Source organism: Streptomyces sp. SID486, from assembly GCF_009865385.1.
Lineage (GTDB): Bacteria > Actinomycetota > Actinomycetes > Streptomycetales > Streptomycetaceae > Streptomyces.
In genome coordinates, this window is record NZ_WWJT01000766.1 from 1 (window position 1) to 24572 (window position 24572).

Consider the following 24572-nt stretch of genomic DNA (forward strand, 5'->3'; position numbering starts at 1 on the left):
GCGCCTCCTGGGCGCCTCCTGGGCGCCTCCTGAGCAGCCCCCTGCGGCGATTGCTTCAATTTTTAAGTATGCGATAGGGTCCACGCGGATCACTGCTTCAAATATGAAGCAATCGCCTCGGAGGGACCCGCATGCCCGACATCCCCGCCGCCACCCCGCGTGCCCGCGTCCGGGTACCGCTGCGCTTCGCCGACGGCTACCGCGCCGACGCCGAACTCGTCACTTTCCACGGTCTCACCGACGGCCGGGAGCACCTCGCCGTCGTCCTCGGCGAGCCCGGGCCGGTCCCGCTGGTCCGCCTGCACTCCGAGTGCCTGACCGGGGACGTGTTCGGCTCGGCCCGCTGCGACTGCGGCCCGCAGCTGCGCGAGGCGGTCGAGCGCATCGCCGACCGCGGCGGCGTCCTGCTCTACCTCCGCCAGGAGGGCCGGGGCATCGGCCTGTACAACAAGCTCGACGCGTACGCCCTCCAGGACCAGGGACTCGACACCTACGCGGCGAACACCGCCCTCGGCCTCCCGGAGGACGCCCGCGACTACACGGCCGCCGCCCAGATGCTCGCCGCCCTCGGCGTCACGGAGCTGGACCTGCTGTCCAACAACCCCGACAAGGCGCAGCAGTTGCGCACGCTGGGAGTCGCCGTACGGGACCGGGTGCCGACCGGCGTCTTCACCACGGACCACAACGTGCGCTACCTGCGGGCCAAGGTGCTCCACACCCGGCACACGCTGCCACTGGCGGAACTGACGGAACGTCCGGAGCGACCGGGGCTGGGGGAAGGGCCCAGGCTTACTGCGCTGCCGGAAGGGCCGGAGCCGCGCGAGCTTTCCGGGCTGGGGGAAGGGCCGGAGCTGCCCGGGCTGACGGAGGTGGCCGAGCTGACGGCCGGTTAGCCGGGTCCGGCCCCGGCCCCGGCCTCGGCCCCGGCCCGGGCCGGGAGGCGGAGCGCCGCGAGGACGCCGAGGACGAGCAGCCCGGCCGCCACGGCGTACGTGAGCCGGAAACCGGCCGGTCCCGGGCCCGTCGCGCCCAGCACCACCGACAGCAGGGCCGTACCGGCCGACGCGGCCAGCTGGGCGTTGATGCTCAGGGCGGTGCTCGCCCCGGCCAGCCGGCCGGGGGGCAGACCGCGGGTCGCGGTGGCCATCGCCGGCATCAGCGTCATTCCGGCCCCCACGCACATGATCATGCTCGCGCCGACGATCCGCCAGGAGGCCACCCCCGGCACTCCCGTCTGCCAGGCCAGCAGCGCCATGCCGAGGGCGCCCACCGCGCACCCCGTCGCTATCAGCCGGCGCGGTGCGACCCGGTCGACGTGCCGTGCCGCGACCTGCATCGTGACACCGACCACGAGCCCGGCCGGTGCCCCGAGCAGGCCGGCCGCCGCCGCGCTCATCCCCCGTTCCTGCTGCCAGTACAGCGGCCCGAGCAGCATCGATCCGAAATAGCCGCAGGTGAACGGGGCGAGCGTGCCGATGCCCGCGGCGAAGGTGCGGTCCCGCAGCAGCCGCAGGTCCAGCAGCGGCGCGCGGACGGTGAGCGCCCGCCGGACGAACGCCGCGGCGAGCACGGCGCCCACCAGCGCCGGCACCAGCGTGCCGGCCGCCGTGAAGTCCCCGCGCTCGCCACCGCGGGCCAGGCCGAACAGGAGCAGGGCCAGGCCGGGCGAGAGCATCAGCAGGCCGGGCACGTCCAGCCGGGGCCGGGCGGCACCGGCGGTGGCGGCTGCGGCTGCGGATGCGGATGCGGATGCGGAGGGTGCGTCCGCCGGCAGCAGGCGGGAGGCGAGGAACAGGGCCAGGGCGCCCACGGGGAGGTTGATCAGGAAGATCCACTGCCAGGAGGCGGCGTCCACCAGCCAGCCGCCGAGCACCGGACCGGCCACCGGGCCCACCAGGACGGGGAGCCCCAGCAGCGCCATCGCCCGGCCGAGCCGGGCCCGGTCCGCGACCCGCATGCCCATCGCCATGCCGACCGGCTGCAACAGCCCGCCGCCCAGCCCCTGCACGGCCCGGAACGCGATCAGACTGCCCGCGTCCCAGGCGCAGGCGGCGAGCAGGGAGCCCAGCGTGAACAGGGTGAGCGCGAGCACGTAGGTGCGCTTGGCGCCGATCCGGCTCATCGCCCAGGCGGCGGTCGGGATGACCGCGGCCAGCGCGAGCGTGTAGGCGGTCGCGGTCCACTGGATGGTCTCCAGCGGGGTGCCGAAGGACTCCGAGAGGTGGCGCAGCGCGACGTTGACGATCGTCATGTCGAGCACGGCCATCGTGCTGCCGATGACGACGACGGTGGCGACACGGCGGAGGAGGGCCGGAGACGCCACTGCATCGGCGGAGGGCGCCACCGCGTCGGCCGAGGATGCCACCGCGTCGGCCGAGGGTGCCGTCCCACCGGCCGGAGCTGCTGCCGCCGTGCCGGTCGGGGATACTGCCACCGCACCGGCCGGGGGTGCTGCCGCCGCGTCGGCCGAGGGTGCCGTCCCACCGGCCGGAGCTGCTGCCACCGCACCGGCCGGAGGCTCTACCACCGCATCAGCCGGAGGTGCTGCCGCCGCGTCGGCCGGAGGTGCTGCCGCCGTGTCGGCCGGGGGAACCGGCCGGGCGGTGCCGTGAGGGCGGAGGGTGCTCATCGCCCGCCCCTCAGCCCGCGTAGGGACGCTCGGCGCGCGCGGTGCGCAGCGTCCGGGCCCACCAGGACAGTTGGCCCAGCATGCCCTTGGCGGCGCCGGCGCAGACCACGGCGTCGCGCGGAGCGCCGTCCTCACCGAGGCCGGACCAGGGGCCGTGCAGGCTGACCGAGTCGCGCACGGTCACGGCGTGCAGCTCGGCGAAGACCAGCCGCAGCTGCTCGACCGCACGCAGACCGCCGCCGAGGCCGCCGTACGACACGAACCCGACCGGCTTGGCCTGCCACTCGCGCGAGTGCCAGTCGAGCAGGTTCTTCAGGGCCGCAGGAAAGCTGTGGTTGTACTCGGGCGTGACGACCACGAACGCGTCGGCGGCGGCGAGCCGCGGTGAGACGTCCCGCAGCACGGCGACGGTCTCGGGGCCCGGCGTGCCGCCCCAGCCGGGCAGCACCAACGGCAGGTCCACCTCGGCGAGGTCGACGACGTCGAACTCCGTACCGGGGCCGGCGTCCGCGGCGGCGCCGAGGAACCAGTCGGCGACGGCCCGGCCCTGGCGTCCCTCGCGGACGCTGCCGACGATGACGGCGACGCGCAGCGGACGGTCCTCGGCGGTACGGGCTCCGGTGGCGGCAGTGGCAGCGGCAACGGACATGGGGGGTCCCCCTCGTTGATGTGTGAACGGGTCTTTCCGGCACTCCCGTGGGCGCGTCGGTGACCGGCGGGCCGCGTTCCGGGCGACCGCACCACCAGCAAAGTACAACGGTCGTTGTAGAAATTACAACGCCCGTTGTAGTTCGGTTAGAGTTGCCTGGTCGTCAAGGAGGCAGACGTGGGCGAGACGAACGACTCCCGGCTGGAGCGGGCGCGGCGCGAGGTACCACCGCGCAAACTCCAGAAACAGATGGCCATCGCGAGCGCGGCGTGCACGGTCTTCGGCCGCGAGGGGTACGCGCGCGCCTCCGTCGACGCGCTCGCCGCCGCGGCCGGCGTCTCCACGCGCACGCTCTACAACCACTTCCCCGGCGGCAAGGCGCAGCTCTTCCAGACGGTCGTGATCTGGACGTCGAGCGAAGTGCGGGACGCCCAACTGGCCCGGCTGCACACCGTGCTCGACCCGCAGCGCCCGCCCCGCGCGGACGACCTGGAGCGCGACCTGGTCTCCCTGGCCCGCGCCTTCACCGGCCTCATGACCGACTACGCGAACCACTTCGCGCTGGTGCGCCACATCCACGCGGAGGCCGACCACGTGCCGCCGGAGGTGCTCGACGCATGGCTGGAGGCCGGCCCGGAACCGGTCGGCCGGGCCCTCACCGAGGCGATGGTGCGCCTGGAGGACGCCGGCCTGCTGGACCTCCACGGCGACGCCGCACTGGCCGCGAGCCACTTCTCGGCCCTGACCTCGCACCGGATCGTCCAGACCACCCATTACGGCGTCCTGCCCCTGCCGGCGGAGGAGACGGACCGCCTCATCACGGGCGCGGTGGCCGCGTTCCTGCGGGCCTACCGCACGGGTTGACGCCCCCACCACCAGGCCGGCGGACTCCCGGCACCCCCGAAAACACCGCGGCGCCCGAGCCGACCGAAGTCGCCCCGGGCGCCGCGCGGCAGGTCAGAGGGGTGTCCCCTGCCTTCGTCCGTAGGCCCTGTGGGGCTCGAACCCACAACCAATGGATCAAAAGTCCTGGCCAAGGCTTGCTGGGTGGTTCCGGACTCTGCCTCGGCGTCCGGAACCACCTGGTCAAGTGCGTGCTTCATGAGGTGCGGTACGGCTCGTGCCACACCATCCGCTCACGCATCGCTCACGCAAAAGAGCCTGCCGAACAGCGCGTTTCCACCAATGTGAGCGCGGTACTACTGCTTCACGCCAAGACGGTCTGGACGCCTGCGGGAAGCCCCGTCAGCACGGCCAGGCAGAGCGCTGCTATTGCAGCGAAGACCACGGCAACCCGACGAAGTCCTTCTCGATTAGCCACCGGAACCATCCCTCGAAGTCTCTGCTCCGGCAGAAGCCTGCCAGCGTTCTGGCAGCGTAGCTGTTGCCGATCTTGGTGAGCAGTGCGGCGAGACTGCGGAGCCCACCGACGCCCTTGGTGTCGACCTGCGCCTCGGCAAGCTGCAGTTTTGCCACCACGAGGGCGGCGTGACGCTTTGTGTTGCGCTGCCGAGGAGATCCACGCCTGACGCTGTTCGAGGTCCGGTGGACCCGCAGAAGCGACCACCGAACGGTAGAGCACGTGCCATCCAGATGCCGAAGTGTCTGATGCCTGGCACTCGAATCCGCGCTGGCCACCCGGCGGCTCCTGTTCTGTTGCGTGGGTGTCGAGGCTGCGATGGCCACGTCGGCGGACGGCTTCGGCGCGGCGGTTGCGGTCACTCACGGCCACCAGGCCGCAGATCCCCTTCTCAGCAGGCAGCCTCAGGCAGCCAGCCATGGCGTGTTCGAGAGATCTTGAGGGCATGAAGCCAGACATGGCCGATCTGATCACGACGTGGGCGACGCAGGTAGCGGAATCCGAGCTCGCCGCTGAGCTTCCCCGGAGGTGGGCCCATACGCGAGGGGTAGCCGAGCGTGCCACCGAAGTCCAGCGTCTTCTTGGGGAGAACGGCGCCCTTCTCGTGGCTGCCGCCACGCTCCACGACGTCGGTTACGCCCCGCGGCTGGCCGTGACCGGGTTCCACCCGCTGGACGGGGCAAGGTTCCTTCGCGACGAGCATGGGGCCGACGAGCGGCTGGTGCGGCTGGTCGCGAACCACTCTTTCGCCCTGCTGGAGGCCGAGGAGCGGGGGCTCCGGGACGAGTTGGCGTCGGAGTTTCCGTTGCTCGCGGAGCCGTTGCTGGTGGACGCTCTCGTGTACTGCGACATGACGACGACGCCCGGCGGCGGCCGGACCAGTGCGCAGGAGCGGATCGCAGAGATCATCAGTCGCTACGGCGCGGACAGTGTGGTTGGCCGGTTCATCCGCCGTGCCGCGCCAGAGATTCTCTCCTCTGTGCGGCGGATCGAGGCGGCGCTGGCGGCTCAGCCGAGGTAGGGATAGGTGCCGGCCAGGTAGTCCCCGATCTGCTGGCGCATGCTCGGGTGGATGTCGTACTGGTCGAGGTCGGCCGGCTGGACGAAGCGAACGCCGTCGGCCTCATCGTTGATCGTGGGAGCTCCGCCGACGGGGCGGCCGATGTACGTGTTCTCGTACTGCTGGCGGATCTCTCCGTCGCTGTAGGCGACGATGTGGTTCGGGTTGGTGTAGACGCCGAGGAAGCCGGTGATCTCGGCGACGATGCCGGTCTCTTCCAGGCACTCGCGTACCGCGCACTCTGCCGCGGTCTCGCCGATGTCCTGTGCGCCTCCGGGTAGTGCCCACTGGCCGGTGTCACGGCGGCGCTGGAGGAGGATGGCTCCGGTGTCGTCGGCGACGAGCAGGTTGCTGGCCGGGATGAGGGTGTTTGCCTTCGGGGCGGCCGGGTCGTTGTAGTACTCAGTCCTGCCCATGGGCGGTGGTCCTCTCGTGGTCGGGTGTCCACGGCCGCGCGGCGGCCCACACGGCATCGAAGCTCTGAGCGTAGTTGTCGAACCACCCAGTCCCCTCTGTCCTCTTGAGGTGGAGCAGGGGGTTGGCGCTGGCCGGTTGCCCCCAGATGTGGGGGTTGACCAGAAGGTTGTCGTCGTAGCGGAACATGGACGTGTAGAGCGTGGTGTCGTGGAGGCGTACGCCGCACCCAGCTTCGCCCAGCAGGGGCCGGTAGTACGTCAGGGATGCCCGGATCTTGGCGGCAAGGGTGTCGCCGATTCCCTCTTCGCGGCCTCGGATCGCGACTGCCTGACCGTCCGGATCGCCGAAGCACAGGCGCACCCGGACCCCCTCCGCCGCGCGCTCGGCAAGCATCTTGGACACGTGCGGATTGGACTGCGCGAAGAACGTGCCGGAGAAAACGAGGACGCTGATCTCGTGCTGGGCCTCTCGCAACAGCGAGAGCCAGACGTCCCGCGGCACGCTGGCACGGTTCTGGTAGGTGCCGACCAGTTCGGTGCCTAACCCGTCACGTGGTCGGCCGGACCGTCGAGGCGACGCCGGCCAAAGGAAGGTCTCCTCCACGCGCAGGTGGCGGGCGACGCGGAAGCGATGCCGTGCGTGTGGAACGCGCCCTCCCAGCCACCGGCTCACCGTCTTGGGGTCCACCTCGCAGACTTCCGCGAGCGATTCGGGCGAGACGCCGCGCTGCGCGAGCACAGAGTGCAGTCGGTCGTTCACAGGCGCCATGGAAGCGGCCCGGTGCATGATCGCGCAAGGACGTTTTGGGACGCCGTCACGGAAGCAGAGCACCGAACCGACTGCCTACCCTGGCGCCATGGAGCTCATCGTCCTGTGGGACATCGACCACACCCTCATCGAGAACGCGGGGGTCAGCAAAGAGATCTACGCTGCTGCCTTCTCGTCACTCGCGGGACGCGAACCGTCGGAGCCGGCGCGTACCGAGGGGCGCACGGATCGACTCATCGTGCGCGACATGTTCCTTCGGGACGGGCTACCTGTACCCGAATGGTCCGTCATCGAGGCCACGCTTGCGCAAGCAGGGCATGACCGCCTTGATGATCTGCGCCTGCGTGGGACGGCTTTGCCAGGGGTTCACGAGGTGCTGAAGGCCGCTGCCGCGCGAAGCGGCTGGGTCTCCTCTGTGCTGACCGGCAACATCGCCGCCAACGCTCAGGTGAAGCTTTCCGCTTTCGGCCTCGACTCGCTGTTGGATTTGCCTGCCGGCGCCTACGGAGCGGACGCCGAGCTCCGTCCCGAACTTGTCGCGGTCGCGCGTGAACGCATACAGCGGCTCCGTGACGTTCCGGGCCATGTGCCCGTCGCCCTGGTGGGAGACACCCCCCGCGACGTGGAAGCCGCCTTGGCCACCGGGTCCGCAATCCTTGCGGTCGCCTCTGGTGTCCACAGTGCCGAGGAGCTGGCCGCTGCCGGCGCCCACGAGATCCTGCCCGACCTGTCGGACACCAGGCGGGTTCTCGGCATTCTGGAGTCCTTCGCGGGAGCGTAAAACGTCCCAGGACGTCCTCGGACCGTCCCCGAACGCGGTGACGAGGTCCCCTGGCAGGCCGCCACCATCGGGGTTCCCACCAGGCAGTCAGCCGAAGGAGCCCATGTGATCGGGGAAGTCACCGGGATCAGGAAGATCCGGATGCTGTACCTGCAGCTGCTGTACCGCTGCAACTTCACGTGCCTGCACTGCTTCCACGGCAAGCGGCTTCAGTACGCCGACGCGTTCACCACCGAGGAAGCCGCCAGTCTTCTCTCCCTGATGCGAGACGAGTACGGCACGGAGGCCGTCACCCTCCTCGGCGGGGAACCGTTCGTCCACCGGGAGCTGGCGCAGGTCGTCCGGCACGCCAAGCAGGAACTGGGTCAGCGCGTCGAGATCTGCACCAACGGATACCGGATCGAGCGCCGCCTGACCGAGATCGCTCCGTACCTGGACCTGCTCCGAGTCTCCCTGGAGGGTGTCGGCTCGACCAACGACGGCATCCGCAAGCGCGGCAGCTACCAGAGCGCCCTCAGCTCACTCGGTCTGGCACGGGACCTCGGTGTTCCGACGGGCGCGACCATGACCGTGACCTCTCGAAACATCGGCGAGGTCCTTCCTCTCGCCAGCGTCCTCGGGCAGCTCGGAGTCCGGCAACTGAAGCTCCACCACCTGAGGCCGGTAGGCAATGCCGCCGCTCACCCCGAGCTGCTGGTCACGGAAACGACCGCCTACGGCCGGCTCCGCGAAGAGCTCGCGCGGCCCGGGCTGCCGCTTGAAGTGATCGTCGACGAGGACCTCTCCGAGTCCGGCGCGCCAGAGATCTGCGGTCCATCCGGCGGGCCCCGCGAGATCGATCGGATCGAGGCCGACCCACGCGGTGCGCTCACCATGTCGTGCAAGGCGGTGGGCAAGGACGCCCACGCGTTCTGGTACGAGAAAGCCGCGAACCGCATCGTCCACAGGCCCTCCGCCACCGACGAGCTCACGCTCTCCGTACCGGACGTGGTGTACGCCCGTGCCTGACCAGGCGAGATTCGAGAGCCTGGAAGGCTTACGGGGCACCGGTAAGTCGACGATCGCTCCGATGCTCGCCGCGGCCCGTCAAGCCGTCCTTGTCCCTACCGTGCCTGCCTTCTACCAGCCCCTCCGGGGCGAGGTGGACAGGCGGACGAACGTCGAAGCCCGGATGTGCCTCTACCTCTCCGCACTGTTCACAGCAGCCGAAGAGATCCAGTGCCACCTCATAAGCGGCGTTCCGGTTGTCGTGGAGAGCTACTTTGCCCGATGCCTCACCAGCCACCGCGTCCTGGGCGCCCGGCTCGGCGTCACTCTGCCGGCCTGGCTGCCGACTCCCGTCACGTACTACCTCGTCTGCGCTGACGACGAACGCCGGCGCCGCCTCACAGCCCGGGCCAAGCCGATATCGCGATGGGACGCGCTGACGGAGACCGTCACGGACCAAGTGGCGGATGCCTACGCCTCGTTCCCGATGCGACGCATCCACACCACGGGGCTCACCCCCGAAGAGGTCCTCCGCGTGATCACCGCCACCGATACGCAAGGAGCGCCCTCCCATGCAGACACAGAGCTTGTGGGAGCACACCCTCACCTTCTTTCCGCAGTTCCTCGCGACCCTGCGGGAACGTGTTGCTCCTGACGCCACCGTCGCGGTCGTCGGTGCCAGCGACGGCAAGTTCGTCCTGCCCCTGACCGCCGCCGGGTACCGCGTAGTGGCCATCGAACGCGACGCGCTCGCCGTGCACGGAGGTGAGGTACGCCTCCCGGGTGACAGCCAGGTGCACGCCATGGGGTTGATCGACCGGCTCAGGCTGGAGGAACTCCACGACCGTGTGCAGGTGATCGAAGGGGACTTCCTCGCGGAGGAACCTCTGGACGTGCCGTGCGAGGCGGTCTGGACGAGTTGCTCGTGGCACTACAGTGCCAACCACCACCGCCCGCTCGCCGAGTTCGTCGACCGCATGCAGCGCCTGGTCCGCCCGGGCGGTGTGTTCGGTGCGGAGTTCATGATGCCCGTGGAAAAGCGCCAGCACTTGGTGGAGCACTACACCTCTCCTGAGCGCCTGCACCGTCACTTCCTCGGGGACTGGGACGTGCTGCTCACCTTGCGCACGAGCGAATTCACCGAGCGGCCTCACATCGGCCAGCCACACGACCACATCCATCGCATGGGCCTGCTCCTGGCGGCCCGTTCGTCCACCCTCACCGACCGTCTCTGAGAGAAGGATCAATGAAGCACGAGTACGAGGCGAAGTTTCTGGCCGCCGACGTCACCGGCCTGCAGGCCAAGCTGATCGCCCTCGGCGCCGCCCAGGCGCTCCCCCGCACCCTCCTCACCCGCAAGATCTTCGAGAACGACTCTCTCGACGGCGGGGCGTGGCTCCGCCTGCGGGACGAGGGCACCCGCTCGACGCTCACGCTCAAGCAGGTCACCGACGCCACGACGATCGACGGCACCAAGGAGATCGAGACCGAGGTCGCCGACCTGCACGCCATGGCCGACATCCTCCGCCGGGTCGGCCTCACCGAGGTCCGTTACCAGGAGAACTACCGCGAGGAGTGGCGCCTGGGAGAGGTCGCCTTCGACTTCGACACCTGGCCCGACCTCCCCACGTTCCTGGAGATCGAGGGGCCCGACGAGGCGTCCGTTCGCCAGGCCGCCGATCTTCTGGGGCTCGACTACTCCCAGGCCCGGTTCGGCAGCGTCGACGAGATCTACAAGAGCGAGGCCGGCCGGGACATCCTTGCCGAACCCACCCTGCTGTTCTCCGACAGCGAGAAGCAGGAGAGTGCTTCCGCGCTGGCCCAGGGATCCTGATCGAGGGAGCCGACGAAACATCATGACGGAAATCGCCTTCAGCACAGGGTGATCCCCGGGATCGCGGAATTCGCCCGGGCGGGTTACCCCCGCTCACGAAGGAGGACGGCTCCTGGATCCACCCGGAGACGGTCCCGGAGACCTTCCGCCGCATCCCCGCCACGACCGACCTGCCGCCCATCACCCTGCGGCACCTGCGCCACGTGGCCGCGACGCTCACGCACGGAGGCGGTGGCGGCGTCCACCCGGTGAAGGAGACGCTCCGGCACTCCACCAGCACGTTGACCTCGTACACGTACACGAGCCTGCACCCCGAACTGGACCGTGAGATCGCCGAGACGGCGGCGAAGCTGATCCCCCGGTCCCGTCGGCAGCCGCCGAACCGTCCGCCTCGGTCCCGCCCGATCCGCAGGACACAGGCGCATCCGCTCACGCATCGCTCACGCGAGAGCCCGAAAACGGAGCAGCGCCCGAGTCGACCGAAGCCGACCCGAGCGCTGCGTAGCAGGTCATAGGGCATGTAGCCCGCCTGCGGACCGTAGGCCCTGTGGGACTCGAACCCACAACCAATGGATTAAAAGTCCACTGCTCTGCCAATTGAGCTAAGGGCCCAGGCGATGTTGCCTGTCCGAGCATAGCCGGACGAGGCCGTGTCGCCGATCGGGTATCGGGGTCACGGCCGCGTCGGTGTCGGCCCGGGTGGCGTGATGGTCACTTTTGGGCCGGTACGGCCGTGCCCGCGGGAGTGCGCGCGAGGAACCAGTGCCGGGCCGAGGCCAGCCACCAGGTGGCCGCGAAACCGAGGACGACCAGGACGGCGACCGGGGCGTAGTTGAAGGTCTTCCAGGTGACCGGGGAGACCTGGGGGAGCATGAAGAGGACCGTGATCACCACCACCCAGGCCACCGAGACGACCCCGATCGCGCCCGACCAGCGGCCCAGGTGCCAGGGCCCGCGTTCGAAGGCGGCGCCCTTGCGGACGCGGAGCAACGTCGGGATGACATACGCGATGTAGAGGCCGATGACCGCGATCGACGTCACCGCCGCGTAGGCCGTCGTGTTGATCAGGTACGGCAGGCCGAGGACCAGCGCGCCGAGCGCGGCCAGCCAGACCGCGGCCACGGGGGTGCGGGTGCGCGGGCTGACCGTGTGCCAGACACGGGAGAAGGGCAGCGCGCCGTCCCGGGAAAAGGCGTAGATCATGCGGCTGTTGGCCGTCACCGACGCCATGCCGCAGAAGAGCTGGGCACCGATCACGACCAGCAGCAGCAGCTTGCCCGTCGTCGCCCCCAGCGCGTCCAGCAGGATCTGGGCGGGGGGCGCGCCGGTCGGGGAGGCCAGCTCCGCGCCGTAGGACTGGATCGCGAAGGTGAAGCCGAGGAGGAGGACGAAGCCGGCGATCCAGGACGTCCAGATGGAGCGGACGATGCCCTTCGGGCCCGCCGTCGCCGCGTCGTGAGTCTCCTCGGTCATGTGGGCGGAGGCGTCGTAACCGGTGAAGGTGTACTGCGCCATGAGGAGGCCGAGGAGGACGACGTACGAGCCGCTGCCCCAGCCCGTCTCGTTGACGAACCGGGTGAAGACGAAGGACGCCGACCGGTGGTGGTCGGGGACCAGTGCCAGCGCGCCGACGATCACCGCCACACCGAGGACGTGCCACCACACGCTCACGCTGTTCAGGAGCGCGACGATGCGGACGCCGAAGGTGTTCAGCAGCCCGTGCAGCAGCAGGATCGCGGCGAAGAGCAGGACGGTACGGCCCGGGGTCACCCGGAAGTCGAACTGGAGGTTCAGGTAGGCGCCCAGGAAGGAGGCCGCGCCGAAGTCGATGCCCGCGGTCACCGCGACCTGGCCGAGCACGTTGAACCAGCCCGTGAACCACGCCCAGGCCGCCGCCGAGCGGGCGGGCGCCAGCCGGTGGGCCCAGAAGTACAGGCCGGCCGAGGTCGGGTACGCGGAGCAGATCTCGGCCATCGACAGTCCCACGAACAGGGTCATGAGGCCGACCGCCACCCAGCCCCAGGTGATCACCGCCGGGCCGCCGGTGGTCATGCCGAAGAGGTAGAGGGTCAGGCAGCCGGAGAGCACCGAGATGATCGTGAAGGAGACGGCGTAGTTGGAGAACGCCGACATCCGGCGGGCGAGGACCTGGGTGTAGCCGAGCTGGGCCAGCCGTTCCTCGTCCGACGGGCCGGGCGTCCCCCGCTGTCCGCTCACGCTCGCGTCATCTGTCATGCCCCCAGCAATTCCCTCACCGACGGCGTGACATGCGTCACTCGGGATCTGGAGGGGGTCTGAAATCGCTGCGGCCGGAGGGAGCCCTTGCGGCCCTTCCGGCCGGTTCCTCGGCCTCACCTTCCGGCCGGCTCCTCGGCCACCTTCCGGCCGCCCCTCGGCCTCACCTTCCGGCCGCCCCTCGGCCTCACCTTCCGGCCGCCCCTCGGCCTCACCTTCCGGCCGCCCCTCGGCCCCGCCTTCCGGCCGGCCCCTCGGCCCCACCCTCGGGCTTCCCGGCCCCGGGAGCCGGAAGGGCCCGTACGACCGGAGTCGTACGGGCCCTCCCACAGCCTGGTGGCTGCTCGCTCAGCTCACTCGGTGTCAGCCGTTGCGCTTCCAGCGCGGCTTGTCCTCGCGGCGGCCGAAGGAGCCGGTGCCACGGTGGTCGTCACGACGGCCGTTGGGGCGGTCGTGGCCGCCGGTGCGGAAGCCCGGGCGGTCGTCACGGCGGTCGCGGTTGAAGGGGCGGTCGCTGCCCCGGTGCCCGCTCCGCTCGTCGCGGCGGAAGCCACCACGGTCGTCACGGCGGAAGCCGCCACGGTCGTCACGGCGCTCGAAGGTGCGGCCACCGCGGTCGTCACGACGCTCGAAACCGCGGTCACGGTCCCGGTCACGGTCGAAGGGACGACGCTCGCCACGGTCGTCACGACGCTCGAAGGTGCGGCCACCCCGGTCGTCCCGACGGTCGTCACGGCGCTCGAAGCCACGGCCACCGCGGTCGTCACGGCGCTCCCGGCGCTCGTACGGCGCCGCCGCCGGACGCTCCTCGCGCTCGGCCACGCGCTCCGCCGGCTCCTCGGCCACGGCCAGCTCCTCGGCGGCCGTCGCCTGGGCCTCGGCCACCGCGGCCTCGGGGTCCTCGCCACGCTCACGGGCGACCCGGGCCACCAGCCGGTCGGCCTCCTCGCGCAGCTCGGTCGCGCGCCGCTGGGCACGCTCCAGCTGCTTGGCGAGGTCGGCGACCTCGCGCTCGGCCTGCTGGGCGGCGTTGGCGGCGGACTCGGACTGGACCTCGGTCATGGAGCGGGCGCCGGTGATCTCGGCGACCTCCGGGTCGAAGGCGCCGGCGCCCTGGATGATGTGGCGGGCCGCGTCGACGCCGGCGTCCTCCATCAGGCGGAAGATCTGGCGCCGCTGGTGCGGCAGGGACAGGGAGACGACCGTGCCGGTACGGCCCGCGCGGGCGGTACGGCCGGCGCGGTGCAGGTAGTCCTTGTGGTCGCCGGCCGGGTCCACGTTCAGGACCAGGTCGATGCCGTCGACGTGGATGCCGCGCGCGGCGACGTCGGTGGCGACCAGGACGTTGACGTAACCGTCCTTGAAGTCGGCCAGGGTGCGGGTACGGGCGCCCTGGGTCATGCCGCCGTGCAGCGCGTCGGCCTTCACACCGGCGTCGCGCAGCTGCTCGGCGACGCGGTCGGCGCCCAGCTGGGTGCGGACGAAGATGATCGTGCGGCCCTTGCGGGAGGCGATCGCGGCGGTGACCGGCGCCTTGTCCTTGGGCTTCACGATGAGGATGTGGTGCGACATGGTCGTCACCGCGCCCTGGGCCGCGTCCACCTCGTGGGAGACGGGGTCCTTCAGGTAGCGGTCGACGAGGGTCTGGATCTCGTTCTCCATGGTGGCGGAGAAGAGCATCCGCTGGCCGCCGGCCGGGACCTGGTCGAGCAGCTCGGTGACCTCGGGCAGGAAGCCCAGGTCGGACATCTGGTCGGCCTCGTCCAGAACGGTGATCTGGACGTCCTCCAGGGAGCAGGCGCCGCGGTTGATGATGTCGCGCAGCCGGCCCGGGGTGGCGACGAGGATGTCGACGCCGCGCTCCAGGGCGTAGATCTGGTTGCCCATGGACGTACCGCCGCAGACGACCTTCATCTTCAGGCCGACGACGTCGCCGTACGGCTGGAGGGCGTCCGCGACCTGCATGGCCAGCTCACGGGTGGGGGTGAGGATGACGGCGCGGGGCCGCTTCCGCTCGGTGCGGCCGCCGGCCAGCTGCGCCAGGGTGGGCAGACCGAAGGAGAGGGTCTTGCCGGAGCCGGTGCGGCCACGGCCGAGGATGTCCTTGCCGAGCAGGGCGTCCGGGATGGTCGCGGCCTGGATCGGGAAGGGGGTCGTCACGCCGTTCTGTGCGAGCTTGCGCACAACGCCCTCGGGGAGCCCGAGGTCGGCGAAGGTGGTCTGGGGGGTGGTGTCAGCGGCCTCAGGGGCCTCGGTGACCTCGGTCGTCACGTCGGGGAGTTCGTTCTCGTTCTCGGACACGACGATCTGGTCAGTACTGGACACGGACATGCGAATGCGAAACCTTCCGGAGTCTCTTCGGCACGCGCCCGTCAACTCCGTGATTCGCTCACGACCGCCTCGATGCGGTCCGCCACGGCAAAGGAGAGTACGCGCCACACGGCGCGCTCTGTGATGGCGCCGGGCAAATGGGATCAAACGATCTACCACCATACGCACCCACCACCCACAAACGCAAACCGAGCTTCATGAGCCCGGTCCCGCGATCACCGCTGCGCCCCCCTCACACCGCCACGCCTGCGCCCCTTCACACCGCCACGCCTGCACCCCCTCACACCGCCACGCCCGCCGCGGGCGCCGGCTCCCGCTGGACCAGCTGCGGTCCCGTCTCCTCGTGCGCCGACGAGGACGGCTCGGCCGACGGCGGCTCGGAGACGGGCGGCGGCGGGGTGGTGGCCGGCGGCTCGGGCGGGGCGGAGGTGGCCGGAGGCGTCGGCGGCACCTTGGTCGGCGCCGGGTCCCCGGGCGGCACCGTCTGCCCCGGATCACCGGGCTTCCCGGGTTTTCCCGGCTTCGCCGGAGGCCCCGACACGCTGCCCGCGCCCGACGGGGTGGCGGAGGCGGGAGCGGACGCCCCGGGCCCGGACTTGCCGCCGTGCCCGTGTTTTCCGTCACCCACCGCGCCCTCCCCGGCGAGGCCGCCTGCGCCCTGCGCCGGGCCGCCGTCGGGTACCTCACCGCCGCGCTGCCCCGCCGAGTGGGCGGGCCGGGCCCGGCCCGCGTCGTCGCCCACGCTCACACAGCCCGCGGCGGCGGTGAGGGCCAGGACCGTGACGGCGAGACGGACGGGTACGTACGAAGGGCGCACGGCGGCCACCTCCGGGGGCGAGGAAAGAAGTCAACCTCCCCAACTCCCGCCGCCCGCAAGAGGACACGCGCCCCGCGCGCATCGACGCCCAGCCGTACGCCCAGCCGTACGCGCCGCCGCGCTCGGCCGTACGGGCTCCGCCGCCGGCCCCGCGGACCGCATCGCTCACCCGTAGCCGAGGCTGTGCAGCCGGTCGTCGTCGATACCGAAGTGGTGGGCGATCTCGTGCACCACGGTCACCTCGGCCTCCGCGACCACGTCCTCCCGGCTCTCGCACATCCTGAGCGTCGGCCCGCGGTAGACGGTGATCCGGTCCGGCAGGACACCCGCGTACCACTCGCCCCGGTCGGTCAGCGGTGTCCCCTCGTAGAGCCCGAGCAGCTCGGGGTCGTCGGCGGGCGGTTCGTCCTCGACGAAGACCGCGACGTTGTCCATCAGCCGTGTCAGCTCCGGCGGAATCCGGTCGAGCGCCTCGGCGACCAGTTCCTCGAACTCCTCGCGCGTCATCTCCAGCACACGGTCATTGTCCGGTACGGACGGCCCCGCGGGAGAGTGCCGGACCGTCGCATATCCACACGGCGGCACGGGCATACGGGCCCAATGGCCCGCGCCCCCCTCGCAGCCCTGCACCGCACGCTGAACCGGATCCCGCACCCCGCACGCCCTCCCCGCACCCGCCCGCTCCCCCCACCCGGGCTCCCCGGCCGCCCCCGCCCCTGGCTGCGCGGGCTCGGGCTCGGGGCGATCGTCCTCGCCGGTGCCTGGCTGGGCCTGCTGGTCGTCGGCGACGTCCGCGCCCCCGTCGGCCCGATGGACACGACGATGGCGCTGCGTCCCTCCGTCACGGGCGGCACGAAGATCAACGTCTCCCCGCTGGGCGCGCTCAGCCTCGACAGCCACGTGGCCCCGGTCCGGCTGGACGTGAACGTCGACCGACTGGACCCGGAGCGCTCGCAGGCCCTGGTCGACCACCCCGAGCGGCTCTCCGGGCTGCAGGGCGAGGTCGCCCGGGACGTCGAGCACGGCACGCTGGACCTCGCCGTGCGGTCCTGCGTCGCCGTCGTCACGGGCGCCACGGCCCTCGGCCTCGCCGTCTACCGCCGACCGCGCCGGGCGCTGGCCGCCGGCGGGCTGGCCCTGGCCCTGCTGGCCGCCTCGGGCGTGTCGGCGTACGCCACCTGGAACCCGAAGTCGGTCCTGGAGCCGAGGTTCTCGGGGCTGCTCGGCTCGGCACCGTCCGTGGTGGGCAACGCCCGCAGCATCGTCACGGAGTTCGACGTCTACCAGAAGGAGTTGGCGCGCCTGGTGACGAACGTGACGAAGCTCTACGACGTCACCTCCACCCTCCCCGCCTACCGGCCGGACCCCACCACCATCCGGGTCCTGCACGTGTCGGACATCCACCTCAACCCGGCGAGCTGGAAGATCATCGGCTCACTGGTGAAGCAGTACCAGGTGAACGTGATCGTCGACTCCGGGGACACGATGGACCACGGCAGTGCGGCCGAGAACGGCTTCCTCGACCCGGTCCGGGACCTGGGCGTGCCGTACGTGTGGGTGCGCGGCAACCACGACTCGCGGACGACCCAGCGCTATCTGGAGCGCATGAAGAACGTGCACGTCCTGGACGACGGCCGGGCGCGAACGGTGGCGGGCCTGCGGTTCGCGGGCATCGGTGATCCGCAGTTCACCCCCGACCGCTCGGTGGCGCCCGGCAGTGAGGCGTCCGAGGAGCTGGCGGGTGACCGGCTGGCCAGTGCCCTGCGCGAACAGCGGACGGCCGGCACCCCGGTGGACGTCGCCGTGGTGCACGAGCCGTCCGCCGCCCGGGAGACGGACGGCACGGTGCCGCTGGTGCTCTGCGGGCATCTCCACCACGAGGGGACCGAGTCGCTGCCGTACGGGACCCGGCTGCGCATGGAGGGGTCGACCGGCGGCAGCGGACTGCGTGCCGTGGAGCACAAGGACCCCGCCCCGATCGAGGCATCGATCCTCTATTTCGACCGGGACAGCCGCAGGCTGCAGGCCTGGGACGCGATCAGACTGGGGGGACTGGGGCTGACGACGGCCGAGGTCAGCCGTCATCTCGCCGACGAGAACCGGCCCGGCGCCACACCGTCGCCCTCCCCTTCCTCCCGGACGCCCTCCCTTTCCCCCGGGGCGCCCTCCCCCTCCCCGCGGACCCCTTCCGCCGCCTCCCGCCGGACCGCCTCCGCCGGCGCCGCCACGGCCTCCCCGTAAACCGTTTTGGCGATACCCCTCGCCATCCCATATGCTTCTCACGTCCCCGACGCGCTGCGAAGCGCCCAGGCGGGCCGATAGCCCTCATCGTCTAGCGGCCTAGGACGCCGCCCTTTCAAGGCGGTAGCACGGGTTCGAATCCCGTTGGGGGCACGCAAGATCGTGTGCGACACTGTTGCACACAAGCTTGGTCCTGTGGAGCAGTTTGGAGTGCTCGCCACCCTGTCAAGGTGGAGGCCGCGGGTTCAAATCCCGTCAGGACCGCTGGTGTTTCACGTGAAACACCGTGGCTGGGTAGCTCAGTTGGTACGAGCGTCCGCCTGAAAAGCGGAAGGTCGCCGGTTCGACCCCGGCCCCAGCCACCGCAGCCCTGACCAGGGCTTGAGCCCCTCTCCGACACACTGGAGAGGGGCTCTTTCGTGTCCCCCGCGCCCAGCCCACGCCCACCCGACGCCCACTTCCACTCCCACCGGTACGCCGACGGAGCAGACCATGGTGAAGGCCCTGCCGAGCATCGACCCGGAGCCGCCGGCCGACCGGCACCCCGAGCGGGTCTGGTACACGTCCTACGGCTCCAACACGCACCTGGAGCGGCTCGCCGCGTACATCACGGGCGGACGCCCGCCCGGCGCGGGGCGGGAGTACCCGGGATGCCGCGACCCCGCCCCACCGGAGCGGTCCGTCCCGGTGGAGCTGTCCGGGGCCATGTACTTCGCCACGAGATCGCCCGTGTGGGGCGGCGGGCGGGCCTTCTACGACCCGCAGCCGGCCGGGCGGGTGCTGGCCAGAGCGCATCTGGTGACGAGCGGCCAGTTCGCCGACATCGCGGCCCAGGAGATGTACCGGGCCCCGGACGTGGACCTGGACCTGGAGGAGGTCCTCACCCGGCGGCGGGCCGTGCTCGGCGAGGGACGCTACGAGACGCTCGTGTGTGCCGGCCGGCTGGAGAACCTGCCCGTACTGACCTTCACCGCGCCGTGGGGGATGAACGACGTGCGATGGGTCGCCCCCTCCGCCGCCTACGTGCGGTTCCTGGCCGCGGGTCTGCTGTCCGCCGGCGCCTGGGACACGGCGGCGGTCGCCTCGTACGTCGCGGCCTGTCCCGGCGCGAGCGGCCACTGGTCGGCGCGGGACATCACCGCCCTCCTCGACACCGGCCCGGATCAGCGCTGACCCGGCCGGCCGCCGGTACGGCGAGGTCGATCGCCCCCGGCGACGGCCGGACCCGCGGGCACCCCGAAGCCGCCCCGCCGGTGCCGCACGTCCGGCACACCCCCTAGCCCTCGGCCGCGTGGGCCGGCCGGACCGGCCGGCCGCCAGGATGGCGCTCGCGCCAGATCACGAAGACCGCGCACGAGACGACCGCCCAGGCCGCCAGGACCAGGAACGGCAGTGCGTGCTGGTGGCCACGGAAGTACACCGCGGTGTGCTGGGCGTTCACCGAGGCGCCGGGCGGCAGCCAGCGCCCGATCGTGCCGAGCGGGGACGGCAGCAGCGGCCAGGAGACGGCGCCGCCGGACGAGGGGTTGCCCAGCAGCACCATCAGCCCCCATGTCGGCAGCATGGCCCAGCGTCCGACCAGGGTGTTGAACATCGTGAACACCATGCCGGACGTGAACATCGTCAGCGCGAGGATGGCCCACGACTCCACGAACGGCAGCCGCAGCGCGCCCAGCCACCAGTCCACCACCGCGGCGATCGTGAACCCGCCGAGCACGGCGTAGGCGACGATGAAGGCGATGCGCTCCAGCGGGTTCAGTTCCTTCGCGTGCACGCTGAGCTGGATGGCCCCGATGAACCCGATGACCACGGCGGCGAGCGAGATGTAGAAGATCGCGAGCCCACGCGGGTCGCCCTTCTGCAGCGGGTTCAGGTCATGGACCACCACGGGGATGCCCGTGGCCTTGCTCACCTTCCCCGCCGACTCCGCGAGCACCTGCGCGACCGAGGCACCGGACGCCCCGGACACGTCCAGGGTGAGTGTCCGGCTGCCGGCGGGCGCCTCGAAGACGGCGAACACCCGCTGCTCCTCCACCGCCCGGACCGCCGCCTCCCGTCCGTCGTACGCGTCCAGCTTCAGGGAGGCGCCCAGGGCCTTCTCCATGCCGTCGACGAACCGGCGGGCGGCCGGCTCGGCATAGCCACCGGTGACCGCCGTCGGGATGCTGTGCGGGGTCGGGTCGGCCATGGCGAACGTGTACGAACCGGCGAAGAGGCCGGCCGCGGCGGCGACGATCAGGAGGAGGACCGTCGCGGGCAGGAAGGGCGACTCCCGGAACGCGGCCCAGCGTTCCGCGCGGGTCGGGGGGCGGCCGTGCTCTCCGTGGGGCGACTCCGGCATACCGTACAAGTTAGGGCAATCGATACATCACCGCGCCCCGTCAAATCGTTCGCGTGATTTTTGGCCGGGGTGAGATCCTGGATGCCGTATGTCTACGCATCCCGCTCCCGCCCTCGGCACCCTCGCCTCCCGTCTGACCGAGCTGTCGCTGCGCGACGCGCACCGGCTCGGCCGGCGGCTGGAGGGCGCGCGCAAGATCCGTAAGCCCGAGGCCCGCACCGCCGTCCTCACCGAGATCGAGACCGAGATCGGTCTCGCCGAGGACCGCATGGCCCGCCGGCGCTCCCGCGTACCGGCCGTCACCTATCCCGAGCAGCTGCCGGTCAGCCAGAAGAAGGCCGAGATCGCGGACGCCATCCGCGCTCACCAGGTGGTCATCGTGGCCGGTGAGACCGGCTCCGGCAAGACCACGCAGATCCCCAAGATCTGCATGGAGCTGGGCCGGGGCGTGCGCGGCATGATCGGGCACACCCAGCCGCGGAGGATCGCGGCCCGGACCGTCGCCGAGCGGGTGGCGGAGGAGCTGGACACCCCGCTCGGCGAGGCCGTCGGCTGGAAGGTCCGCTTCACCGACCAGGTGAACCCGGACGCCACCTTCGTCAAGCTGATGACGGACGGCATCCTGCTCGCCGAGATCCAGACCGACCGCGAGCTGCGCGCCTACGACACGATCATCATCGACGAGGCGCACGAGCGGTCCCTCAACATCGACTTCCTGCTCGGCTACCTGGCCCAGCTGCTGCCGAAGCGGCCCGACCTGAAGGTCGTGATCACCTCCGCGACCATCGACCCCGAGCGCTTCTCCCGGCACTTCGGCGACGCTCCGATCATCGAGGTCAGCGGCCGGACCTACCCGGTGGAGGTCCGCTACCGCCCCCTGCTCGAAGAGGACTCGGACGACGCCGACCGCGACCAGATCACCGCGATCACGGACGCCGTCGAGGAACTGATGGCGGAGGGCAAGGGCGACATCCTCGTCTTCCTCTCCGGCGAACGGGAGATCCGCGACACGGCGGACGCCCTGGAGAAGAAGAAGTACAGGTTCACCGAGGTCCTCCCCCTCTACGCCCGGCTGTCGCACGCGGAGCAGCACCGGGTCTTCCAGCAGCACACCGGGCGCCGGATCGTCCTGGCCACCAACGTCGCCGAGACCTCCCTCACCGTCCCCGGCATCAAGTACGTCATCGACCCCGGCTTCGCCCGGATCAGCCGCTACAGCCACCGCACCAAGGTGCAGCGCCTGCCCATCGAACCGGTCTCGCAGGCGAGCGCCAACCAGCGCAAGGGCCGCTGCGGCCGTACGTCCGACGGCATCTGCATCCGCCTGTACTCCGAGGAAGACTTCCTCGCCCGCCCGGAGTTCACGGACGCGGAGATCCTCCGCACGAACCTCGCCTCCGTCATCCTCCAGATGACCGCGGCCGGCCTCGGCGACATCGAGAAGTTCCCCTTCATCGACCCGCCGGACCACCGCAACATCCGCGACGGCGTGCAGCTGCTCCAGGAGCTGGGCGCGCTGGACCCGGCCGAGAAGGACATCCGCAAGCGGCTCACCGACACCGGCCGCAAGCTGGCCCAGCTGCCCGTCGACCCGCGCCTGGCCCGGATGGTCCTGGAGGCCGACCGGAACGGCTGTGTCCGCGAGGTCATGGTCATCGCCGCCGCGCTGTCCATCCAGGACCCGCGCGAACGCCCGGCCGACAAGCAGGCCCAGGCCGACCAGCAGCACGCCCGCTTCAAGGACGAGACCAGCGACTTCCTCGCCTACCTCAACCTGTGGCGGTACGTGCGCGAGCAGCAGAAGGAGCGCGGCTCGTCGTCCTTCCGCCGGATGTGCAAGCAGGAGTACCTGAACTTCCTGCGCATCCGCGAGTGGCAGGACATCTACACGCAGCTGCGTACGGTCGCCAAGCAGATGGGCATCCACCTCGCCGAGGAGGACGCCCCGGCCGACCGCGTCCACGTCTCCCTCCTCGCCGGCCTCCTCTCCCACGTCGGGATGAAGGACGTGAAGGACGGCAACAAGAACGAGTACCTGGGCGCCCGCGGCGCCAAGTTCGCCGTCTTCCCGGGTTCGGCGCTCTTCCGGAAGCAGCCGCGGTTCCTGATGTCGGCCGAGCTGGTGGAGACCAGCCGTCTGTGGGCGCGGGTCAACGCCAAGATCGAGCCCGAGTGGGTCGAACCGCTGGCCGAGCACCTGCTCAAGCGCACGTACAGCGAACCGCACTGGGAGAAGGACCAGGCGGCCGTGATGGCGTACGAGAAGGTCACGCTGTACGGCGTCCCGATCGTCGCCCAGCGGAAGGTGAACTACGGCCGGATCGACCCCGAGGTCTCGCGCGAGCTGTTCATCCGCAACGCGCTCGTGGAGGGCGACTGGCGTACGCACCACAAGTTCTTCGCCGACAACCGCAGGCTCCTCAGCGAGGTCGAGGAGCTGGAGCACCGCGCCCGGCGCCGGGACATCGTCGTGGACGACGACACCCTCTTCGACTTCTACGACCAGCGGGTGCCCGAACACGTGGTGTCCGGCGCCCACTTCGACTCCTGGTGGAAGCGCAAGCGGCAGGAGCAGCCGGAGTTCCTGGACTTCGAGCGGGAGATGCTCATCCGGGAGTCGGCCGAGGCGGTCACCAAGGCCGACTACCCGGACAGCTGGCACCAGCGGAACCTGAAGTTCCGGGTCACCTACCAGTTCGAACCGGGTGCGGACGCCGACGGCGTGACGGTGCACGTCCCGCTCCAGGTCCTCAACCAGGTCACGGACGAGGGCTTCGACTGGCAGATCCCCGGCCTGCGCGAGGAGGTCGTGACCGAGCTGATCCGCTCCCTGCCGAAGCCCATCCGCCGCCACTACGTACCGGCGCCGAACTACGCGAGGGCGTTCCTGGAGAAGGCGGAGCCCCTCCAGGAGCCGCTCACCGTCACGATGGCCCGTGAGCTGAAGCGGATGGTGGGCGTTCCCTTCGAGGCGGACGACTTCGACTGGGCGAAGGTCCCCGACCACCTCAGGATCACCTTCCGGATCGTCGACGAACGCCGCCGGAAGCTGGCCGAGGACAAGGACCTGGAGGCGCTGAAGCTGCGCCTGAAGCCGAAGGCCCGCAAGGCCATCTCGCAGGCCGCGGCCGCGACGGCGTCCCGCGAGGGCGGTGAGTCGCTGGAGCGCACGGGGCTGACGGACTGGACGATCGGCACGCTGTCCCGGGTCTTCGAGACCCGCCGGGCCGGCCAGCCCGTCAAGGCGTACCCGGCGCTGGTGGACGACGGTGACACGGTCTCCGTCCGGCTCTTCGACACCGAGGCCGAGCAGGCGGAGGCCATGTGGAAGGGCACCCGCCGGCTGATCCTGCGCAACATCCCGGTGAACCCGGCGAAGTTCGCCTCCGAGAAGCTGACGAACGCCCAGAAGCTGGCGCTCTCCGCCAATCCGCACGGCTCGATCCAGGCACTGTTCGACGACTGCGCGATGGCGGCGGCGGACAAGCTCGTCGGGGACTTCGGAGGGCCGGCCTGGGACGAGGAGTCGTACCGGAAGCTGTTCGACAAGGTGCGCGCGGAGATCGTGGACACCACGGTCCGTACGGTCGCCCAGGTGCAGCAGGTGCTCGCGGCCTGGCAGGCGGCCGAGCGCCGTCTGAAGGCCACCGGCAGCCCGGCCCTGCTCGCGAACCTCACGGACGTCCGCAAGCAGCTGGACGCCCTCGTGAAGCCCGGTTTCGTCACCTGGGCGGGCATACGCCGCCTGCCCGACCTGATGCGCTACATGGTGGCCGCCGACCGCCGCCTGCAGCAGATGCCGACCAGCGTCCAGCGGGACACCACGCGCATGGAGAAGGTCCACGAGATGCAGGACGAGTACGCCTGGCTCCTGGAGCAGCTTCCGCAGGGCCGCCCGGTGCCCTCCTCGGTCCTGGACATCCGCTGGATGATCGAGGAGCTCCGGGTCAGCTACTTCGCCCACGCGCTGGGCACGGCGTACCCCGTCTCGGACAAGCGGATCGTGAAGGCGATCGACGCCGCCGTGCCGTAGCCGTCCCTGTACGGAGGGTGAGTTCGACCAGCACCCTCACCCTCCTGTACAGTCTCTTCTCGCAGCGCAGTGCAGGAAAAAGCGCCGCG

The 24572-nt window shown here is 70.8% G+C and carries 19 protein-coding genes, 4 tRNA genes and 1 pseudogene; 13 read left to right on the forward strand and 11 right to left on the reverse strand.

All coding sequences use genetic code 11. The features are described 5' to 3' along the window. Positions 1–131: 131 nt before the first annotated feature. Positions 132–752, forward strand: a pseudogene (gene ribA, locus GT045_RS35820) (GTP cyclohydrolase II); the annotation flags it as partial. A gap of 137 nt (positions 753–889) precedes the next feature. On the opposite strand, the gene GT045_RS35825 reads toward ribA, so the two are convergent. Both GT045_RS35825 and GT045_RS35830 read right to left on the reverse strand, forming a co-directional pair. Next, positions 890–2323: a DHA2 family efflux MFS transporter permease subunit gene (locus tag GT045_RS35825; protein WP_345942861.1), complete on the reverse strand. Its 1434-nt coding sequence runs from the start codon at positions 2321–2323 to the stop codon at positions 890–892. Between the two features lie 316 nt (positions 2324–2639). Beyond that, the gene (locus tag GT045_RS35830) at positions 2640–3278 is read right to left on the reverse strand and encodes an NAD(P)H-dependent oxidoreductase (protein ID WP_161336765.1); all 639 of its coding nucleotides are present in this window, start codon (positions 3276–3278) and stop codon (positions 2640–2642) included. A 177-nt stretch (positions 3279–3455) separates the two neighbouring features. On the opposite strand from GT045_RS35830, the gene GT045_RS35835 reads away from it, so the two are divergent. Beyond that, on the forward strand, positions 3456–4142 hold the full coding sequence (locus tag GT045_RS35835) for a TetR/AcrR family transcriptional regulator (RefSeq protein WP_161336766.1): 687 nt from the start codon (positions 3456–3458) through the stop codon (positions 4140–4142). Between the two features lie 405 nt (positions 4143–4547). Here the strand turns inward: GT045_RS35835 and GT045_RS39280 are convergent, their stop codons facing one another. Then, a complete protein-coding gene (locus tag GT045_RS39280) occupies positions 4548–4757 on the reverse strand; it encodes a hypothetical protein (protein WP_202529339.1) in 210 nt (69 codons plus the stop codon). A gap of 338 nt (positions 4758–5095) precedes the next feature. Here GT045_RS39280 and GT045_RS35845 point away from each other — a divergent pair, with 338 nt between their 5' ends. Next, on the forward strand, positions 5096–5659 hold the full coding sequence (locus tag GT045_RS35845; RefSeq protein WP_161336767.1) for an HD domain-containing protein: 564 nt from the start codon (positions 5096–5098) through the stop codon (positions 5657–5659). Here the strand turns inward: GT045_RS35845 and GT045_RS35850 are convergent. Beyond that, positions 5647–6114 (reverse strand): NUDIX domain-containing protein, encoded by a 468-nt coding sequence (locus GT045_RS35850; RefSeq protein WP_161336768.1) that lies wholly within the window; start codon positions 6112–6114, stop codon positions 5647–5649. The two genes, GT045_RS35845 and GT045_RS35850, sit on opposite strands and share 13 nt — an antisense overlap. Beyond that, positions 6101–6874 (reverse strand): helix-turn-helix transcriptional regulator, encoded by a 774-nt coding sequence (locus GT045_RS35855; protein WP_345942862.1) that lies wholly within the window; start codon positions 6872–6874, stop codon positions 6101–6103. The genes GT045_RS35850 and GT045_RS35855 overlap by 14 nt, the downstream gene beginning before the upstream one ends. Before the next feature lie 97 nt (positions 6875–6971). On the opposite strand from GT045_RS35855, the gene GT045_RS35860 reads away from it, so the two are divergent. The 4 genes from GT045_RS35860 to GT045_RS35880 all read left to right on the forward strand — a co-directional run bounded on the left by GT045_RS35860 (position 6972) and on the right by GT045_RS35880 (position 10485). After that, complete coding sequence (locus GT045_RS35860) at positions 6972–7664, forward strand: haloacid dehalogenase-like hydrolase (RefSeq protein ID WP_161336769.1); 693 nt, start codon at positions 6972–6974, stop codon at positions 7662–7664. Between the two features lie 105 nt (positions 7665–7769). Continuing rightward, positions 7770–8672 (forward strand): radical SAM protein, encoded by a 903-nt coding sequence (locus tag GT045_RS35865; RefSeq protein ID WP_161336770.1) that lies wholly within the window; start codon positions 7770–7772, stop codon positions 8670–8672. Between the two features lie 551 nt (positions 8673–9223). Next, entirely contained in the window at positions 9224–9886 is a 663-nt protein-coding gene (locus GT045_RS35875; RefSeq protein WP_161336772.1) for an SAM-dependent methyltransferase, read from the forward strand. Between the two features lie 11 nt (positions 9887–9897). Then, positions 9898–10485: a class IV adenylate cyclase gene (locus GT045_RS35880; protein ID WP_161336773.1), complete on the forward strand. Its 588-nt coding sequence runs from the start codon at positions 9898–9900 to the stop codon at positions 10483–10485. 539 nt (positions 10486–11024) lie between these two features. Here GT045_RS35880 and GT045_RS35885 read toward each other — a convergent pair. The 5 genes from GT045_RS35885 to GT045_RS35905 all read right to left on the reverse strand — a co-directional run bounded on the left by GT045_RS35885 (position 11025) and on the right by GT045_RS35905 (position 16384). Continuing rightward, positions 11025–11097, reverse strand: a tRNA-Lys gene (locus GT045_RS35885). A gap of 99 nt (positions 11098–11196) precedes the next feature. Then, positions 11197–12720 (reverse strand): amino acid permease, encoded by a 1524-nt coding sequence (locus GT045_RS35890; RefSeq protein WP_161336774.1) that lies wholly within the window; start codon positions 12718–12720, stop codon positions 11197–11199. 363 nt (positions 12721–13083) lie between these two features. Then, a complete protein-coding gene (locus GT045_RS35895; RefSeq protein WP_161336775.1) occupies positions 13084–15051 on the reverse strand; it encodes a DEAD/DEAH box helicase in 1968 nt (655 codons plus the stop codon). Positions 15052–15331: 280 nt separating this feature from the next. Beyond that, complete coding sequence (locus GT045_RS35900) at positions 15332–15868, reverse strand: hypothetical protein (protein WP_161336776.1); 537 nt, start codon at positions 15866–15868, stop codon at positions 15332–15334. A gap of 165 nt (positions 15869–16033) precedes the next feature. Beyond that, positions 16034–16384 carry a metallopeptidase family protein gene (locus tag GT045_RS35905; protein ID WP_345942863.1) on the reverse strand — a complete coding sequence of 117 codons (351 nt, stop codon included), beginning with the start codon at positions 16382–16384 and terminating at the stop codon, positions 16034–16036. Between the two features lie 84 nt (positions 16385–16468). Between GT045_RS35905 and GT045_RS35910 the strand changes: the two genes are divergently transcribed. From GT045_RS35910 to GT045_RS35930, 5 genes are all read left to right on the forward strand, one after another. Beyond that, a complete protein-coding gene (locus GT045_RS35910; protein WP_161336777.1) occupies positions 16469–18109 on the forward strand; it encodes a metallophosphoesterase in 1641 nt (546 codons plus the stop codon). Positions 18110–18189: 80 nt separating this feature from the next. Then, positions 18190–18262, forward strand: a tRNA-Glu gene (locus tag GT045_RS35915). Positions 18263–18298: 36 nt separating this feature from the next. Further along, positions 18299–18373: transfer RNA gene (locus GT045_RS35920), tRNA-Asp, on the forward strand. A 24-nt stretch (positions 18374–18397) separates the two neighbouring features. Then, positions 18398–18471: transfer RNA gene (locus tag GT045_RS35925), tRNA-Phe, on the forward strand. 130 nt (positions 18472–18601) lie between these two features. Further along, the gene (locus tag GT045_RS35930; protein ID WP_202529341.1) at positions 18602–19282 is read left to right on the forward strand and encodes a histone deacetylase; all 681 of its coding nucleotides are present in this window, start codon (positions 18602–18604) and stop codon (positions 19280–19282) included. Positions 19283–19385: 103 nt separating this feature from the next. On the opposite strand, the gene GT045_RS35935 is transcribed toward GT045_RS35930, so the two are convergent. Next, positions 19386–20450, reverse strand: coding sequence for an ABC transporter permease (locus GT045_RS35935; protein WP_161336778.1), 1065 nt, complete (start codon positions 20448–20450; stop codon positions 19386–19388). Positions 20451–20538: 88 nt separating this feature from the next. On the opposite strand from GT045_RS35935, the gene hrpA reads away from it, so the two are divergent. Beyond that, entirely contained in the window at positions 20539–24483 is a 3945-nt protein-coding gene (gene hrpA / locus GT045_RS35940; RefSeq protein ID WP_161336779.1) for an ATP-dependent RNA helicase HrpA, read from the forward strand. Positions 24484–24572: the final 89 nt, after the last annotated feature.